16 protein-coding genes are annotated in these 17,276 nt (G+C 64.5%); 8 read left to right on the top strand and 8 right to left on the bottom strand.

Features of this window, described 5'->3' with window-relative positions:
* Positions 1-5: 5 nt before the first annotated feature.
* Genes cydP through ACN9M1_RS11840 form a run of 5 tightly spaced genes read left to right on the top strand, consistent with a single transcriptional unit; the run spans position 6 to position 3,300 of the window.
* Positions 6-182 (top strand): cytochrome oxidase putative small subunit CydP, encoded by a 177-nt coding sequence (gene cydP, locus ACN9M1_RS11860; RefSeq protein WP_426394586.1) that lies wholly within the window; start codon positions 6-8, stop codon positions 180-182.
* The gene (locus ACN9M1_RS11855; RefSeq protein ID WP_426394584.1) at positions 179-1,735 is read left to right on the top strand and encodes a cytochrome ubiquinol oxidase subunit I; all 1,557 of its coding nucleotides are present in this window, start codon (positions 179-181) and stop codon (positions 1,733-1,735) included. Before cydP ends, ACN9M1_RS11855 begins: the two co-directional genes overlap by 4 nt.
* A gap of 10 nt (positions 1,736-1,745) precedes the next feature.
* Positions 1,746-2,888 (top strand): cytochrome d ubiquinol oxidase subunit II, encoded by a 1,143-nt coding sequence (gene cydB, locus ACN9M1_RS11850; RefSeq protein ID WP_426394583.1) that lies wholly within the window; start codon positions 1,746-1,748, stop codon positions 2,886-2,888.
* A 17-nt stretch (positions 2,889-2,905) separates the two neighbouring features.
* Positions 2,906-3,031, top strand: coding sequence for a cytochrome bd-I oxidase subunit CydX (cydX, locus tag ACN9M1_RS11845; RefSeq protein WP_426394581.1), 126 nt, complete (start codon positions 2,906-2,908; stop codon positions 3,029-3,031).
* The gene (locus tag ACN9M1_RS11840) at positions 3,028-3,300 is read left to right on the top strand and encodes a cyd operon YbgE family protein (RefSeq protein WP_426394580.1); all 273 of its coding nucleotides are present in this window, start codon (positions 3,028-3,030) and stop codon (positions 3,298-3,300) included. Before cydX ends, ACN9M1_RS11840 begins: the two co-directional genes overlap by 4 nt.
* Positions 3,301-3,304: 4 nt before the next feature.
* Here ACN9M1_RS11840 and ACN9M1_RS11835 read toward each other — a convergent pair whose 3' ends face one another.
* Both ACN9M1_RS11835 and ACN9M1_RS11830 read right to left on the bottom strand, forming a co-directional pair.
* Positions 3,305-3,925, bottom strand: a complete 621-nt coding sequence (locus ACN9M1_RS11835; RefSeq protein ID WP_426394579.1) for a DUF4126 domain-containing protein — start codon at positions 3,923-3,925, stop codon at positions 3,305-3,307.
* A 183-nt stretch (positions 3,926-4,108) separates the two neighbouring features.
* Positions 4,109-4,312 carry a cold-shock protein gene (locus ACN9M1_RS11830; RefSeq protein WP_426394577.1) on the bottom strand — a complete coding sequence of 68 codons (204 nt, stop codon included), beginning with the start codon at positions 4,310-4,312 and terminating at the stop codon, positions 4,109-4,111.
* Between the two features lie 561 nt (positions 4,313-4,873).
* Here ACN9M1_RS11830 and clpS point away from each other — a divergent pair.
* Positions 4,874-5,200, top strand: coding sequence for an ATP-dependent Clp protease adapter ClpS (gene clpS, locus ACN9M1_RS11825; RefSeq protein ID WP_011002382.1), 327 nt, complete (start codon positions 4,874-4,876; stop codon positions 5,198-5,200).
* Positions 5,197-7,485: an ATP-dependent Clp protease ATP-binding subunit ClpA gene (gene clpA, locus ACN9M1_RS11820; RefSeq protein ID WP_426394576.1), complete on the top strand. Its 2,289-nt coding sequence runs from the start codon at positions 5,197-5,199 to the stop codon at positions 7,483-7,485. The genes clpS and clpA overlap by 4 nt, the downstream gene beginning before the upstream one ends.
* Before the next feature lie 69 nt (positions 7,486-7,554).
* On the opposite strand, the gene dut is transcribed toward clpA, so the two are convergent.
* The 6 genes from dut to ACN9M1_RS11790 form a co-directional block, all read right to left on the bottom strand.
* On the bottom strand, positions 7,555-8,001 hold the full coding sequence (gene dut, locus ACN9M1_RS11815) for a dUTP diphosphatase (protein ID WP_426394574.1): 447 nt from the start codon (positions 7,999-8,001) through the stop codon (positions 7,555-7,557).
* Positions 7,998-9,053 (bottom strand): LLM class flavin-dependent oxidoreductase, encoded by a 1,056-nt coding sequence (locus tag ACN9M1_RS11810; RefSeq protein WP_426394572.1) that lies wholly within the window; start codon positions 9,051-9,053, stop codon positions 7,998-8,000. The genes dut and ACN9M1_RS11810 overlap by 4 nt, the downstream gene beginning before the upstream one ends.
* A complete protein-coding gene (gene coaBC / locus ACN9M1_RS11805; RefSeq protein ID WP_426394570.1) occupies positions 9,050-10,255 on the bottom strand; it encodes a bifunctional phosphopantothenoylcysteine decarboxylase/phosphopantothenate--cysteine ligase CoaBC in 1,206 nt (401 codons plus the stop codon). Before coaBC ends, ACN9M1_RS11810 begins: the two co-directional genes overlap by 4 nt.
* A gap of 453 nt (positions 10,256-10,708) precedes the next feature.
* Positions 10,709-11,236 (bottom strand): signal peptidase II, encoded by a 528-nt coding sequence (gene lspA, locus ACN9M1_RS11800; RefSeq protein WP_426394568.1) that lies wholly within the window; start codon positions 11,234-11,236, stop codon positions 10,709-10,711.
* Positions 11,237-14,125, bottom strand: a complete 2,889-nt coding sequence (ileS, locus tag ACN9M1_RS11795) for an isoleucine--tRNA ligase (protein ID WP_426394566.1) — start codon at positions 14,123-14,125, stop codon at positions 11,237-11,239.
* A 104-nt stretch (positions 14,126-14,229) separates the two neighbouring features.
* Positions 14,230-15,240, bottom strand: a complete 1,011-nt coding sequence (locus ACN9M1_RS11790) for a bifunctional riboflavin kinase/FAD synthetase (RefSeq protein WP_426394564.1) — start codon at positions 15,238-15,240, stop codon at positions 14,230-14,232.
* 203 nt (positions 15,241-15,443) lie between these two features.
* On the opposite strand from ACN9M1_RS11790, the gene ACN9M1_RS11785 reads away from it, so the two are divergent.
* On the top strand, positions 15,444-17,276 hold the full coding sequence (locus tag ACN9M1_RS11785; protein WP_426394563.1) for an ATP-binding protein: 1,833 nt from the start codon (positions 15,444-15,446) through the stop codon (positions 17,274-17,276).

Here is a 17,276-nt window from a genome sequence, read left to right as displayed (position 1 = left end):
GACCTGTGAGCCCCAACGACCGCCGACTCGTCCGCCATTTGCTCATCGTCGTCACCCTTAAGGTGGCGGTGTTGGCTGCGCTGTGGTGGGTGTTCGTGCGGGACGTCCGCGTGCCGGTCGATGCCGAGCGGGCCGCTGATCGTCTTGGCGTGACACCACCAGCGCAGGGAGGGCATCCGTGATATCCGAGCATTTGGTCGATCTATCCAGGCTGCAGTTTGCGGCCACGGCGCTGTACCACTTCCTGTTCGTGCCGCTCACGCTGGGCATAGTCTGGCTGCTGGTGATCATGGAAAGCGTCTACGTGATGACCGACAAGGTCGTCTGGAAGGACATGACGCGCTTCTGGGGCAAGCTGTTCGGTATCAACTTTGCCCTGGGTGTGACGACGGGTATCACGCTCGAATTCCAGTTCGGTACCAACTGGGCGTACTACTCGCACTACGTGGGCGACATCTTCGGCGCGCCGCTGGCCATTGAAGGGTTGATGGCGTTCTTCCTGGAATCCACCTTCATCGGCCTGTTCTTCTTTGGGTGGGATCGCCTGTCCAAGACGCAGCACCTGCTGGTGACGACGCTCATGGCGATCGGCACCAACCTCTCCGCGCTGTGGATCCTGATCGCCAATGGCTGGATGCAGAACCCGGTGGGCGCCGACTTCAACTGGCAGACCATGCGCATGGAGATGTCGGATTTCTGGGCGGTGGTCTTCAACCCCGTGGCGCAAGCGAAGTTTGTGCACACCGTGTCGGCCGGTTACGTGACCGGCGCGATGTTCGTGCTGTCGATTTCGAGCTGGTATCTGCTGCGCGGGCGCGATGTGGAGTTTGCGCGCCGCAGCTTCCGCGTGGCCGCGGCGTTCGGCTTGGCCAGTGTCTGCTCGGTGATCGTGCTGGGCGATGAATCCGGCTACACCGTGGGCGAAGCCCAGGAAACCAAGATGGCCACCATCGAGGCCATGTGGGAGACCGAGCCCGCGCCGGCCAGCTTCAATGTGATCGCGTCCATCAACGAGCGTGAGCAGAAGAACAACTGGGCCGTCGAGATCCCATGGGTGATGGGCCTGATCGGTACGCGCTCGGTGTCCAAGCAGATTCCGGGCATTCATGAGATCAAGAAACGCAACCGAGGCCGCATTCTGAGCGGCATCGAGGCCGTGGCGGCGCTGGAAACCCTGCGCAAGCATCCGGACGACGCGCCGGCACATCAGACGTTGCAGATCCATCAGCAAGACCTGGGCTTCGGCCTGCTGCTCAAGAAGTACGTGGCCGACGTGCGGCAGGCTACGCCCGAGATGATCGACAAGGCGGTCAACGACACCGTGCCGCGCGTGTGGCCGATGTTCTGGAGCTTCCGCGTCATGGTCGGGCTGGGCTTTCTGATGCTGGCGCTGTTTGGGCTGTCGTTCTGGAGCACGCTGCGGCCGCAGCGCAAGGCGCCGGCCTGGTTGCTGCGCTGGGCGCTGTGGATGCTGCCCGCGCCGTGGATTGCTGCAGAACTCGGCTGGGTGGTGGCGGAGTATGGCCGTCAGCCCTGGACGATCTACGGCGTGCTGCCCACGCACCTGAGCGTATCGACGCTGTCCGAGGCCAGCCTCTACGGCTCGCTGGCAGGCTTCATCGGTTTCTACACGCTGCTGCTGATCGCCGAGATGTACCTGATGGTGAAGTTCGCCCGTCAGGGCCCCGGCAGCCTTGGCACTGGGCGCTATCAGTTCGAACCCACCCACGCTTGAGGAGGACGACATGCTCGACTATCCAACCCTCAAGGTCATCTGGTGGCTGCTCATCGGCGTGTTGCTGATCGGCTTTGCCATCATGGACGGACACGACATGGGCGTCGGCACGCTGCTGCCCTTTGTCGGCAAGACCGACGATGAGCGCCGCGTTGCCATCAACACCATCGCCCCGCACTGGGACGGCAACCAGGTCTGGTTCATCACCGGCGGTGGCGCGATCTTCGCGGCGTGGCCATTGGTGTATGCCACGGCATTCAGCGGCTTCTACTGGGCGATGCTGGCGGTACTGTGGGCGCTGTTCTTCCGGCCCGTCGGGTTTGACTACCGCAGCAAGATCCACAACGCCACGTGGCGCAAAGCGTGGGACGTGGGGCTCTTCATCGGGGGCGCGGTGCCGCCGCTGATCTTTGGCGTGGCGTTCGGCAATCTGCTGCAGGGCGTGCCGTTCCATTTCGACAGCTTCATGGTGGTGACGTACACCGGCACGTTCTGGCAACTGCTAAACCCGTTTGCCATCCTCACGGGCGTGGTGTCGAGCGCGATGATCACCATGCACGGCGGCATCTACCTGGCGCACCGCACCGAGGGCCTCATCCAGCAACGCGCCATCCGCGCTGCAACCGGGGCCGCCATCGTGGCAGTGGTGGCCTTCATCGCGGCCGGCGCGTGGTTGCGCTGGGGTGGCATCGAGGGCTATGTCATCAGCTCGGCCATCGACCCGGCCGGGGTGTCGAACCCGATGGCGAAGACGGTGGTGCGCGCCGCTGGCGCGTGGTGGCACAACTATCAAGTGCAGCCGCTGCTGTGGTTGCTGCCGATCATCGGCGTGGTGGGTGCGCTGCTGGCGGTGCGGCTGGCACGGGCAGGGCGTACGTTGGTGGCATTCGTGCTGTCGTCGCTGTCGCTGGTGGGCATCATCGCCACGGCAGGGGCGTCGATGTTCCCGTTCGTCCTGCCGTCCTCCAGCATGCCGGCCGCGAGCCTGACCGTGTGGGACAGCGTGTCCAGCCACTTCACGCTGGGTCTCATGTTCTGGGCGGCGCTGATCTTCACGCCCATCGTGTTGGCTTACACCAGCTGGTGCTACCGCGTCATGCGCGGCAAGGTGACGGTCGCCCATATCCGGGCCAACGAGCATTCGGTCTACTGACCCAGGGAGGACATGACATGTGGTACTTCACTTGGGTTCTGGGCGTCGGCTTTGCAGTGTTGCTGGCCGTGCTGAATGCGATGTGGGGCGAGGTGAGCGATGCCCGCGCAGCCGGCACCACCGCCGACGAGGACCGCGCGTGAGCCCCGCAGACAAGCCGCGCTTGCACCCGGCCAGCCTGGCTGCCGGGTTGCTCGTCATGGCGGTGGGCACGGTCTATCCGTACATCGCAGCCAACCGCGCGGGGCACGCCGATCACACGCTCGCCATGCTGCTGTTCTGGGCGATGAGCGCAGGGCTGGTACGCGGCGTGGGGTTTGTTCCCCAGCACAAGGTGTGGCGCGTGGTGTTTTCCGGGTGGTCTTGCGCGCTGGCCTTGGCGCTGTTCGGGCTCCTGCGCGCGTTCGGATGATGCGCTAGCGTGGCAGCCGCGTCGTCCGGGCGGCTGGCGATTCAGACGCGCGGCCGCGCAACGCATCGCGCAGATGCCGCACACCGCGCCATAGCTTGGGCAACAGCCACACCGACACCAGCAGCAATAGCCCCAGCACCACCAGAAACGCGACGGGCAGGAAAAACGCCATCAGCAAACCACTGGTGGCCGCCACGTCTTCACTGAACGACGCCACCCAGTTCGAGAACGGCTCGGGCGATGTATTGATCAGCGCACGGGTGCCCGCCTTCGTGGCATGTGCGGTTCCAGCCAGCGTGCCGCCAATCAGCCCAGCCGCCACCATCCACTGCGGATCAAGCTGGCCGAACGCCGCTGCCGCCAGAATGGCGCCCGCCGGCACGCGAATGACCGTCTGGATGCCGTCCCACACCGAGTCAAAGCCCGGAATCTTGTCTGCCAGAAATTCCGCCACGGCCAGTACGCCGGCCAAGCCGATCACCCACCACGATTCCAGCATCTGCAAGCCCGGCGGCAAATGCAGCCAGCCCGCGCGTCCCAGCATGCCGGCGGCAAACACGGCCAGATAGAGGCGAAATCCGCTGGTCCAGGACAAACCTGCGGCCAGCGCAGCGGTTTCAAGCATGCGGTTCCTTGGCGAGCTTCCCGTAGTGATTCACCGTAGTGCAATCCGCACGGAAATGACATGTTGCGTGCGGTGAGATGTCGCCGTCATTGTCCTGCGCCAGGGCAACAAAAAACCCGGCATGTCGCCGGGTTTTTTGCATTTGGGCACCGCCGCCGAAGACAGGGTGCCCTACAACACCAATCAGGCAGCCTGGATATTGGTGGCCTGCTTGCCCTTCGGGCCCTGCGTCACTTCAAACTGCACGCGCTGACCTTCCTTGAGCGTCTTGAAGCCGGCCATCTGGATCGCCGAGAAGTGTGCGAACAACTCTTCGCCACCTTCGTCAGGCGAGATGAAGCCGAAACCCTTGGCGTCGTTGAACCACTTAACCGTACCAATTGCCATGAAAACCCCTCCGTGGAAACACAAGTCCGAGCCGGGAAGGTTTGCCTGTCGTGGCAGTGGCAGAGCGGTACCGCAGCGATCGCCAAGCCGCGCCTGGGGCACGACAAAAGGCGCGGTCGGAACCGCGCCTCCAGCGATTGGTCTTCTTGTGGCAAAACGCCACAACCTGGAGCGGTTGTCGATCTGTCGTCGACTGGTGTGAGGCCTCCCGGGCTCACCATTCATGAGGCGCGATGCCAACGGTTTGCGGGGCAGTGGCGCGCACATGTTGAATTCGATTGTTCGAGGAAAGTCACAGACTGTCAAGGCTGCCGAAGGTGGGTTTGTGGCGAAAAACGGTCAGTTTTTGAAGAGGTTTTGCTCGAAATCGGCCGGATCGTCCCTATTTGCGGAAAACGGTTGAACGCGCGATGTGCCGATACCCCCTTGATCGCCCTGGGCGCGTGTCTTGCGCCCAGCAGCAGGCAGATCGGCATGCGTTCGTCCAAACCGTTTGTAGACCTTGAACTCGGCGTTATTTCCCCAAATTGCGAATGCGAAAGGAGTGGTTAGAATAAGACCATGGCAATCCGGCAAGCGACCACTCCACAACACGATGCAGGCACCGTCCTGGAGCGGAAAGAGCAAGCGCTCAAACCGCCCGCGATGTACAAGGTGCTACTGCTCAACGACGACTACACCCCGATGGAATTCGTCGTGATGATCCTTCAGCAATATTTCAGCAAAGACCGGGAGACTGCCACGCAGATCATGCTGACTGTGCATCGGGAAGGTAGGGGCGTGTGCGGTATCTACACCCGGGATATCGCCGCGACGAAAGTGGAATTAGTATCAACCCATGCACGGCAAGCGGGTCACCCGCTGCAGTGCGTGATGGAGGAAGCATGATCGCGCAAGAACTGGAAGTCAGCCTGCACATGGCGTTTGTTGAAGCCCGCCAGGCTCGCCACGAATTCATTACGGTGGAGCACCTGCTGCTTGCGCTGCTGGACAACCCGACGGCCGCGGAGGTGCTGCGCGCCTGCGCCGCCAACATCGAAGACCTCCGCACGCATCTGAAGAACTTCATCGCCGACAACACCCCGGTGGTGCCCGGCACGGACGAGGTGGACACGCAACCCACGCTGGGCTTCCAGCGTGTGATCCAGCGCGCCATCATGCACGTGCAGTCCACCTCCAACGGCAAGAAAGAGGTGACGGGCGCGAACGTGCTGGTCGCCATCTTCGGCGAGAAGGATTCGCACGCGGTGTACTACCTCCAGCAACAGGGCGTGACCCGGTTGGACGTCGTCAACTTCATCAGTCACGGCATCCGCAAGGATCAGGCAGAACCGGCCAAGCACGGTGACGCCAACCCCGAAGGCGAAGCTGGCGACGGCAAGGAAAGCCCGCTGGAGCAGTTCACCCAGAACCTGAATGCGCTGGCCAAGGCAGGCAAGATCGATCCGCTGATCGGCCGCGAGCAGGAAGTCGAGCGCGTGGTGCAGGTGCTGTGCCGCCGTCGCAAGAACAACCCGCTGCTGGTCGGCGAGGCGGGTGTCGGCAAGACGGCCATCGCGGAAGGCCTGGCATGGCGCATCACCAAGGGCGAAGTGCCGGACATCCTTGCGAAGTCCGTCGTCTACTCGCTGGACATGGGCGCGTTGCTGGCCGGTACCAAGTACCGCGGTGACTTTGAACAACGCCTGAAGGGCGTGCTGAAGTCGCTCAAGGACAACCCCAACGCGATCCTGTTCATCGACGAGATCCACACGTTGATCGGTGCGGGCGCTGCTTCGGGCGGCACGCTGGACGCGAGCAACCTGCTCAAGCCGGCGCTGTCCTCAGGTGCGCTCAAGTGCATCGGCGCGACCACGTTCACGGAATACCGCGGCATCTTCGAGAAAGACGCAGCGCTGTCCCGCCGCTTCCAGAAGATCGACGTGGTGGAGCCGTCCGTAGACCAGACCGTGCAGATTCTGCGTGGGCTGAAGTCGCGCTTTGAAGAGCACCACGGCGTGAAGTACGCATCGTCGGCGCTGACCGCTGCGGCGGAACTGTCGGCACGCTTCATCACCGACCGCCACCTGCCGGACAAGGCGATCGACGTGATCGATGAAGCGGGTGCGGCGCAACGCATCCTGCCGAAGTCGAAGCAGAAGAAGACGATCGGCAAGAGCGAGATCGAAGACATCGTCTCGCGCATCGCCCGCGTCCCACCGCAAAGCGTGTCGCAGGATGATCGCAGCAAGCTGCAGACGCTGGAGCGCGATTTGAAGTCGGTCGTGTTCGGGCAGGACCCGGCCATCGACGCGCTGGCTTCGGCCATCAAGATGTCGCGTGCCGGCCTGGGCAAGACGGACAAGCCGATCGGCTCGTTCCTGTTCAGCGGCCCGACCGGCGTGGGCAAGACGGAAGTCGCCAAGCAGCTCGCTTTCATCCTCGGCATCGAGCTGATCCGCTTCGACATGTCGGAGTACATGGAGCGCCACGCGGTGAGCCGGCTGATCGGCGCGCCTCCGGGCTACGTGGGCTTCGACCAGGGCGGCTTGCTGACGGAGGCCGTGACCAAGAAGCCGCACTGCGTGCTGCTGCTGGATGAAATCGAGAAGGCGCACCCGGACATCTTCAACATCCTGCTGCAGGTGATGGACCACGGCGCGCTGACGGACAACAACGGCCGCAAGGCGGATTTCCGCAACGTGATCATTGTCATGACGACCAACGCGGGCGCCGAGACGATGAACAAGGCGACCATCGGCTTCACCACGACGCGCGAACAGGGCGACGAGATGGCCGACATCAAGCGCATGTTCACGCCGGAGTTCCGCAACCGTCTGGATGCGACCATCAGCTTCCGCTCGCTGGATGAGGAAATCATCATGCGCGTGGTGGACAAGTTCCTCATGCAGTTGGAAGAGCAGTTGCACGAGAAGAAGGTGGACGCCATCTTCACCGAGAAGCTGCGCCGCTTCCTGGCGAAGAAGGGCTTCGACCCGCTGATGGGTGCACGCCCGATGCAGCGCCTGATCCAGGACATGATCCGCAAGGCGCTGGCCGACGAGTTGCTGTTCGGCAAGCTCACCAACGGCGGCAAGGTGATCGTGGATCTGGACGATGCCGATGCGGTGAAGCTGGAGTTCTCCGAGAACGAAGCGCCGCCGGCACCTGCACAGGAAGAAGCGGAAGCCTGACGAGTCTGTCGCTCCAAACAAAACGGCCCGGAACTTATCCCGGGCCGTTTTTTATTGCGTAGACGCTACTTAGTGGCGGCCAGTGCTGCCGAAGCCACCGGCACCGCGCTCGCTCTCGGCAAAGTCGTCGACGATGTTCAGCTCGGCTTGCACCACCGGCACGATCACGAGCTGCGCAAGGCGCTCCATCGGGTTGAGCACGAAGGCTGTGTTGCCGCGGTTCCACGTGCTGACCATGAGCTGACCCTGGTAATCCGAATCGATCAGGCCGACCAGGTTGCCCAGCACGATGCCGTGTTTGTGGCCCATGCCAGAGCGCGGCAGGATCAACGCCGCGTAACCCGGATCAGCCAGGTGGATGGCCATGCCGGTCGGGATCAGGTGCGTGGTGCCGGGCTCAATGGTGAGCGGGGCGTCGACGCAGGCGCGCAGGTCCAGCCCGGCGCTGCCGGTGGTGGCGTACTGCGGTAGCTGTTCGTGCAGGCGGGCGTCGAGGATCTTGACGTCGAGTTTCATGCGGGGCAGGCCGAAGATGGATTGGCTGAGGTGACGGAAGCCGGAGATGGTAGCGCAAACGCCTCGGCCAGCAGCTCGTACGAGCGCATGCGGGCCTTGTAGCTGGGCGCGACGGTCAGCACGATCAGTTCGTCGGCGACGAAGCGTTCCTTGAGCGCGTGCATTTGGTCGGCGATCGATTCCGGTGTGCCGATGATGCTGCGCGGGCGCTCGCGCATGACGATGGCTTGGTCGCGCTCGGTGTAGACGTGCGCTTCGCCTTGTTCGACGGTCGGGATCGGGCCGTTCGCGCCGAGCGCCATTTGCACGCGGCGCAGGTCGACGGCGGCTTCATAGCGGCGGGCTTCCGCGTCCGTATCGGCTGCAATCACGAAGATGGCAGCGGCGCTGTATGGGCGCGCGTCGAAGCCGGGTTCAAAGTCCGTGCGGTATTGCTGCGCGACGATGTGGCCGACGTGCGGGTTGATGAAGTGCGCGAACGCGAAGCGGATGCCGAGACGTGCCGCCAATGCGCCGCCAAAATCGCTGGAGCCGAGCACCCACAGTTCCGGCTTCGTATCGATCTCGGGTTGCAGGAGGACGCCGTAGGCCGGGTGGTCGGACGGCAGCGTGCCGGTCAGGTGCCAGATCAATTCCTGCACCTGCTGCGGGAAGATGTCGCCGCGGTTGTAGTCGCCCATGGCGACGGCTTGCGCGGTGCGCATGTCGCCGCCGGGTGCGCGACCGACGCCCAGGTCGATGCGGTTCGGGAACAGCGCCTCCAGCAAACGGAACTGCTCGGCCAGCTTGAACGGGCTGTAGTAGGGCAGCATCACGCCGCCGGAGCCCACGCGCAGGTGCTGCGTGGCGCTCGCCACGCGGGCAATCATCACTTCCGGCGCAGGGTTGCTGACGCCGCGCAGGCCGTGGTGCTCGGCGCACCAGTAGCGCGTGTAGCCGAGGGAATCGGCGAGCTGTGCCAGGTCGACCGTCGCGGCAATCGCGTCGCGCGCGCTGTGGCCGTAGATGACCGGGCTTTGGTCGAGAACGGATAGGCGGATTGGTGCGCTCATGGCCGCGCTCCGTGCACGCGGTCGGCGATGGCGGCGACGATCTGCCGCGCGAGCGTCAGCTTGTCAGCGCGCGGCAGGTGGGTGATGCCCTTGGCGTCGAACAGCGCGACTTCGTTGTCGTCGCGGCCGAAGGTTTTCTGACCGAGATTGCCGACCAGCAGCGGAATGCCTTTCTTCTGGCGCTTGGCTTCGCCAAATTCTTCGAGCCGCTCGGTCTCGGCCGCAAAGCCCACGCAGAACGGTGCGTTCGGGCGGCGAGCAACACCAGCCAGGATGTCCGGGTTCTGCGTGAATGTCAGGGCCGGTACGTCGGAGTCGTTCTGCTTCTTGAGTTTGTTCTCGGCGGCTTGCGCGACACGCCAGTCGGCCACGGCGGCCACGGCGATGAAGATGTCGTTCTTGCTCGCATCCAGTTCACGCATCACCGTGTCGTGCATCTGCTGGGCGGTCTGCACGTCGATACGCAATACGCCTGCGGGCGTGTTCTGGTGACAGGGTCCAGCGACCAGCGTGACTTCCGCACCGGCCTGCGATGCGGCACGCGCCAGCGCAAAGCCCATCTTGCCGCTCGATAGATTCGTGATGCCGCGTACTGGGTCGATCGGCTCGAAGGTCGGGCCGGCCGTCAGCAGCACGCGGTGGCCGCGCAGCAGCTTGGGTTGGAAGAAGCCAATGAGCCGCTCGACGATGTCTTCCGGCTCCAGCATGCGGCCGTCGCCGACTTCGCCGCAGGCCTGATCGCCGGCGTCGGGGCCGAGCAGGGTGACGTCATCGGCGCGCAGTTGGGCGGCGTTGCGCTGCGTGGCAGGCGCGGCCCACATCTGCCGGTTCATGGCGGGGGCGACCAGCAGCGGGCAATCGCGCGCGATGCACAGCGTGGAGAGCAGATCGTCGGCCATGCCATGCGCAAGCTTGGCGAGGAAATCCGTCGATGCCGGGGCGATGACGATGGCGTCGGCCTCACGCGAGAGGTCGATGTGCGCCATGTTATTGCCGATGCGGTTGTCCCATTCCGACGTGAAGACCGGGCGGCCCGAAAGCGCCTGCATCGTCACCGGCGTGATGAAGTGCGTGGCGGCGTCGGTCATGACCACCTGCACGGTGGCGCCGGCCTTGGTCAGCAGCCGCACCAGTTCGGCCGACTTGTAGCACGCGATGCCGCCGGTCAGGCCGAGCACGAAATGTTTGCCTTGCAGTTCCATAAGTGTCCGCCCGGGATGGCGGTTGATGCGGGAAGTGTGGCGATGATACCGGCTTGGCCTCCGGCGCGTTCACACGAGGCTCAAAGCCCTGATGGCGACGTGTAAAGCTCCAACGATGGGGTTCAGAGCTCCGACATTGCTGAAAAAAGCAGCATCGTCGGACCTCCATCGCCTCAACGTTGATGAAAAAAGCGGCAGCGATGGAGCACTGAGCATCATCGATGCTGAAAAAAGCATCAACGGTGGAGCCTGAGGGGTCCGGCGACGCCCCTTTTAGGTGCATGCGCGGGGCTCGGAGGTCCGTTGATGAAGCTCAGAGCCTCGACGATGAAGGTCAGCGGTCCGGCGACGGCTCTTTTGGGGCCGCGTGTGGGCTAAATCCGGTCGACCGCCGCGCAGGCAAAACAAAACCCTCGCGCCAGGCGAGGGTTTGTCGGGGTGGCGAGCGATCGGTTATCGCCGCACGCGCCGCAGCTCATCCACAATCAGCAGCACCGCACCGATGGAGATGCCGCAGTCCGCCACGTTGAAAGCTGGCCAGTGGTAGTTGTGCAGGTAGATATCCAGGAAGTCCACCACGTGGCCGTAGATGACGCGGTCGATCACGTTGCCCAGCGCGCCGCCCAGAATGAGCGCCAGCGCGAAGCAGAACATCTTCTGTCCGCTGTGCCGCTTGAGCAGCCAGATGATGAACACCGCCGCCGCCACGCCCAGGCCTGTGAAGAACCAGCGCTGCCATCCGCCCGCTGCCGCGAGGAACGAGAACGCCGCGCCCCGGTTATAGGCCAGCACGAGGTTGAAGAACCCGGTGATGGGGCGCGATTCGCCGTAGGTGAAGGTCTTGAGGATGGCGACCTTAGTCAACTGGTCCAGCAGGATCCAGATGACGGCCAGGCCCAGCCACGGGCCCAGCCCATGGCCACCGCCACCGCTCTTCTTCAACCCGACCGATTTGCTCTTGCCGTTGTTACGCGTCGCCATTTATGCCGCGCTCCGTTGTTCACCGGCGCCGAACAGATTGTCGGTGCAGCGCTTGCAGAGGGTCGGGTGGGCGTGGTCGTGGCCGACGTCAGCGCGGTAGTGCCAGCAGCGTTCGCACTTGGCGTGCGTTGACGGCACCACGCTGATGAGCAGATCGCCGCCCTCCGGCGCGCGTTCCAGCTTGGCGGCCGACGTGATCAGCACAAAGCGGAGGTCGTCGCCCAGGCTCGCCAGCGCGTCGTACACCGTGTCACCGGCGGAGACCGTCACTTCCGCCTGCAGCGACGAGCCGATCTTGCCGTCGACGCGCAGCGTTTCCAGTTGCTTGGTCACTTCGCCGCGCACGTTGCGGATGGCGGCCCACTTCTCCAGCAGCGCGCTGGCGCCTTGCGGCATCGGGGCGTCGTAGTAGGTGCTGGTGAAGATGGTGTCGGTGTGCTCGGTGCCGTGCGCGAACACCTGCCACGCTTCTTCGGCCGTGAACGACAGGAACGGCGCCATCCAGTGCAGCATCGCCTGGGTGATGTGATACAGCGCGTTCTGAGCCGAGCGGCGCGCCACGGAATCCGGCGCCGTGGTGTACAGGCGGTCCTTCAGCACGTCGAGGTAGAAGCCGCCCAGGTCTTCCGAGCAGAACGTCTGCAGCTTGGCGACCACCGGGTGGAATTCGTACACGTCGTAGTGCGACAGCACTTCCTTCTGCAGCGCGTCCGTCATCGCCACGGCGTAGCGGTCGATTTCGAGCCATTGCTCGGTCGGCAGCGTGTGCTTGGCGTGGTCGTAATCCGTCAGGTTGGCGAGCAGGAAGCGCAGCGTGTTGCGGATGCGGCGATAGCTTTCCACCACGCGCTTGAGGATCTCATCCGAGATGGCGAGTTCGCCCGAGTAGTCGGTCGAGGCCACCCACAGGCGGATGATCTCGGCGCCCATCTTGTTGGCGATTTCCTGCGGCGCGATCGTGTTGCCGATCGACTTGGACATCTTGCGGCCTTCACCATCCACCGTGAAGCCGTGCGTGAGCAGGCCCTTGTATGGCGGTTTGCCATACAGCATCGAGGCGGTCAGCAGCGACGAGTGGAACCAGCCGCGGTGCTGGTCCGAGCCTTCCAGGTACAGATCGGCCAGGCGGCCATCGGGCAGCTCGGCCGAGGCGTCATATAGATCGGCCGCGTGCGAGCCGCGGATGACGTGCCAGTGCGTGGTGCCCGAGTCGAACCACACGTCGAGCGTGTCGCGGTTCTTCTCGTACATGTCGGCTTCATCGCCGAGCAGCTCGCGCGGGTCGAGCGACTGCCAGGCTTCGATGCCGCTCTTTTCGATGCGCTGGGCGACTTGCTCCAGCAGCTCGGGCGTGCGCGGGTGCAGCGCGCCGGTTTCCCTGTGCACGAAGAAGGCCATCGGCACGCCCCATTGGCGCTGGCGCGAGAGCGTCCAGTCCGGGCGGTTGGCGATCATGTTGTGCAGGCGCTGCTTGCCCCACGACGGGTAGAACGCGGTGGCGTCGATGCCGGCCAGCGCCGTCTCACGCAGCGTGGCATTGCCGTCGTTGGGCTGCACGTCCATCCCCGCGAACCACTGCGAGGTGGCGCGGTAGATGATCGGTGTCTTGTGGCGCCAGCAGTGCATGTAGCTGTGCGGGTGCTTGTGTGCGTCGAATAGGTTGCCCGAGTCGCGCAGCACTTCGACGATCTTCGGATTGGCATCCCAGATCATCTGGCCGCCGAACAGCGGCAGCGTGGATGCGTACACGCCGTTGCCCATCACCGGGTTGATGATGTCGGCGTCGACCATGCCGTGCGACTTGCACGACTGGAAGTCTTCCACGCCGTATGCGGGCGCGGAGTGGACGATGCCCGTGCCGGTGTCAGTGGTCACATAGTCGCCCAGGTAGACCGGCGAGGTGCGGTCATAGCCCGCGTCCATCTTGGCGAGCGGGTGGTGGAAGCGCACGCCCGAGAGCGCCGCACCTTCGCACGTGGCCAGCACGGTGCCTTCGAGCTTCCAGCTCTGCAGGCAGGCCTCGACGCGCTCCTTGGCGACGATCACGAGGCCGCGCGTCGTATCGACCAGCGCGTATTCGATTTCCGGGTGCAGGTTCAGCGCCTGGTTGGAGGGGATCGTCCATGGCGTGGTGGTCCAGATCACGATCCAGCCCGGCTTGGCCTTGAGCACATCGGCGCCCACGTGGAAGGCGCTGGCCAGTGCGTCGATATCCGCAAACGGGAAGCCGACGTCGATCGACAGGTCGGTGCGGTCTGCGTATTCGACTTCGGCTTCCGCCAGCGCCGAGCCGCAATCAAAGCACCAGTTGACCGGCTTCAGGCCGCGGAAGACGTAGCCCTTTTCCAGGATCTTGCCCAGCGCCCGGACCTCATCCGCCTCGTTGCGGAAGTTCATGGTCAGGTACGGATCGGCCCAATCGCCCAGCACGCCCAAGCGCTCGAAGTCCACCTTCTGGCGGGCGATCTGGCCGGTGGCGTAGGCGCGCGCCTTCTCTTGCACTTCCTTGACGGGCAAGCCCTTGCCGAACTGCTTTTCGATCTGGATCTCGATCGGCATGCCGTGGCAATCCCAGCCCGGCACGTAGACGGCATCAAGCCCGGTCAGGCCGCGCGCCTTGATCACCATATCCTTGAGGATCTTGTTGACCGCGTGGCCGATGTGCAGGTCGCCGTTGGCGTATGGCGGGCCGTCGTGCAGGATGAACTTCTTCGCGCCCTTGCGCGCGGCGCGGATGGTCTTGTAGAGCTGCTTGTCCTGCCATTGCTTGACCCATTGCGGCTCGCGCTTGGGCAGATCGCCGCGCATGGGGAAGGGGGTGTCCAGCAGGTTGACCGGGTACTTGCTCTTCTCCGGCGTGGGCTTTTTGGACTTCGGGGAATCGGACATGGTGTGATGTGGGGCAGATTCGGGCAAATCGGATCGGGGCAGCGCGCCTATCAGGGCAGGGCGCGTGCGCGGCGTAGCTTTCGGGCGGCGAGTGCGTCAGCCGCCTACTGAATTCGGTCGGTAGCTGAGGTGGCGGAATTGGCAAACTGCGCGCGCCGCAGGGCTGGCGATTCGCCGTCGGCAGGCACAGCCAGGCCGAAGAAATGGCGCGCGTCGATGCAGTCCTGCGCGATGGCATCTTTCAGCGCATCGAGCGAATCGAAGCGGGCCTCGTCGCGCAGCTTCTTCATGAATTCCACGCGGACCAGCTTGCCGTAGACGCTGGCGTGGTAATCGAAGATATGCACTTCCAGCAGCACGCGGCCGGAATCATCCACGGTCGGGCGCACGCCGATGCTGGCGACGGCCGGCAGCGGTTTCTCGGCCAGCCCGTGCACCTGCACGACAAAGATGCCCGATACCGCTGGCTTTTTATGCGAGATGCGCAGGTTCAGCGTCGGGAAGCCCAGCGAGCGGCCGAGCTTCTGCCCGTGCACCACATGCCCGCTGATCGCGTAACCGTGGCCGAGCAAGCGGCGCGCGTGTTCCAGGTCACCAGCGGCCAGCGCCTCGCGCACGGCCGAGCTGGAGATGCGGATGCCGGATTCCGACACCGAGCCCATCTGCTCGACCTCGAAGCCGAACTGGGCGCCCGCTGCCTGCAGATAGGTAAAGTCGCCCGCGCGCTTGGCGCCGAAGCGGAAATCATCGCCCACCAGCAGCCAGCGCGTGTGCAGGCCGTCGACCAGCACGTTGCGCACGAACTCGTCCGGCGTCTGGCCGGCGAAATGCGCGTTGAAGTGCTCCACGACGATGCGATCGACGCCCTGTTTGCGCAGGCTTTCGAGCTTGTCGCGCAGCAGTGCGATGCGGGTGGGGGCGCGGTCCGGCATGAAGAATTCGCGCGGATGCGGCTCGAACGTCATGACCGTGAGCGGCAGCCCGCGTGCGTCGGCCGCCGCGCGTGCACGGGCCAGCAGAGACTGGTGCCCGCGGTGCACGCCGTCGAAGTTGCCGATGGTCAGCGCGCAGGGCGCGCGACTTTCGGCGTTGGGCAGGCCGCGAAAGACTTTCACGAGAGACGTTGGTGTCGAGAAAAAGGAAACGCTTGGATGCCGGATCGGGCCCGTTCGCCGCGAAAATCCAGCAAAACGCACATTATATAAGGGATTGCCCCAGCGCCTGCGCGCCTCAAGGTGTTGCGTAATTGCCCGAAGAATGTGTTCGATTGTGACGGGCTTGCGGCACAATCCGTTATTCCCTCTCTTCTTGTCGACCCTTGAACGCCCCGTTGCGCATTTTCTTCGCCAAGTTTGGGCTCGCCAGCCGCGCACCGCTTGAACTGGACGCCCGAGCCAAGCTGCTCGCGGCCGTGCATCGCGGCGCGCCCATGGGGATCGCCGCGTCGGTGGTGCTGCCCGCCCTGACGGTCGCCGCGTTCTGGGGCGCCCCCAACCGGCTGGTGCTGCTGGGCTGGTGCCTGATCATGCTGTGCCTGACGGCGTCAGGCCTGCGCTTCTATTTTGGTTACCGCTACGACCTGACCCGCATGACGCTGGCCGCGCACACCCGCAAGTGGTGGACGAGCATGCACGTCATGTCGGCAGTGGGCGGGGTGGCGTGGGGGTGCTCGGCGGGGCTCTATCTGATGTCGCCGTCGCTGGAGTTCAGCAGCCTACTGATGATCGTGATCATCGGCGTGGCGGCGGCGGCGGTGCTGTCGCAGGCGCCGGTGCCATCAAGCCTGCTGATTCTGGGGACGGGCATTCTGGCGCCGCACTTTGCGCTGGCGGAACAGGCATTTCCAGGGCACGGGCTGTACTTGCGCGGCGCGCTACTGTTCTTTGCAGCGCTGCTGACGCGGCACGCCGTGAACATCCACAACACGCTGGTGCGCGAAATCCAGCTGGAAAACGAGAGCCGCCAGCTGGCGCGCCGCTATCAGGACGAAAAGCAGCGCGCGCTGTCGGCATCGGAAGAAAAATCGCGCTTTCTGGCCGCCGCCAGCCACGACTTGCGCCAGCCGGTACACGCGATCGTGCTGCTGGTGGAGGCGCTGCGGGCGCGCAATCAGTCCGAGTCGCTGGCGCCGCTGGTGGAGCAGCTTGCCTCGGGCGCGGCCACGATCGATCTGCTGTTCCGCTCGCTGCTGGATCTGTCGAAGCTGGAGAGCCGCAAGACCTCGCCGACGCTGGAGCCGGTCGATCTTGGCGAGGTCATCACCGAGGTGGTCCAGCAGTTCATGCCGGATGCGCGCGCCAAGGGGCTGACGCTCACGTCACGCATTCCGCCGCTGCCGGTGTTCGGCATGGCCGAACCGGTGCTGCTGCGCCGGGCGCTGTTCAACCTGCTGCAGAACGCACTGCGCTACACCGAGCGTGGTGGCGTGATGGTGGCGCTGCGCGTGCGCCAGAAGTACCTGCGCATCGAGGTGTGGGACACCGGCATTGGTATTGCGCCCGAGCATCAGAAGGACATCTTCTCGACGTACTACCAGGTCGAAAACCCCGAGCGCGACCCGAGTCAGGGGCTGGGGCTGGGCCTGTCGATCTACAAGGAATGTGTGCGCCTGCTGCGCGGCACGTTTGGCGTGCGTTCGGTGCCGGGTCGCGGCTCGATGTTCTGGATGGCGCTGCGCCCCGTGCCCGCCGACATCAAAGCGCCGCTCGCTGCGGAGCCGCGCGCGCAGCAGAAGCGCGCGGTGCTCGATCAGCCGCGCTTCTCGGGCGTGGTGCTGGTGGTGGATGACGACGCGCAGATCCGCAAGGCGTGGCACGCACTGCTGGAAGCCTGGGGCGTGGAAGTGCACAGCGCCGCCGACGGCACCGCCGCCGAGCAACTGCTGTCGAAGGGCTTGCGCCCGCAGATTATCTTCTGCGATCTGCGCCTGCCTGGGAAGGAAGACGGTTTGCAGCTGCTGGAGCGCTGGCAGGTGAGCCACCCCGATGCTCATGCCGTGCTGCTGACCGGCGATCGCAACTCCGAAGCCCTGGCCCGCGCCGAAGAAGCCGGCTACCTGCTGCTCGCCAAGCCGATGGACCCGAACATGTTGCGCGTGCTGCTCAAGCGCTGGCTGCGCGGCCGCGCAGCCGAACCGCAGATCGCGTACTAG

It is taken from the genome of Ralstonia sp. R-29, from assembly GCF_049913345.1.
Lineage (GTDB): Bacteria > Pseudomonadota > Gammaproteobacteria > Burkholderiales > Burkholderiaceae > Ralstonia.
The sequence above is the reverse complement of the archived record's forward strand: the minus strand, read 5'-3'. Positions and strand labels throughout refer to the sequence as shown.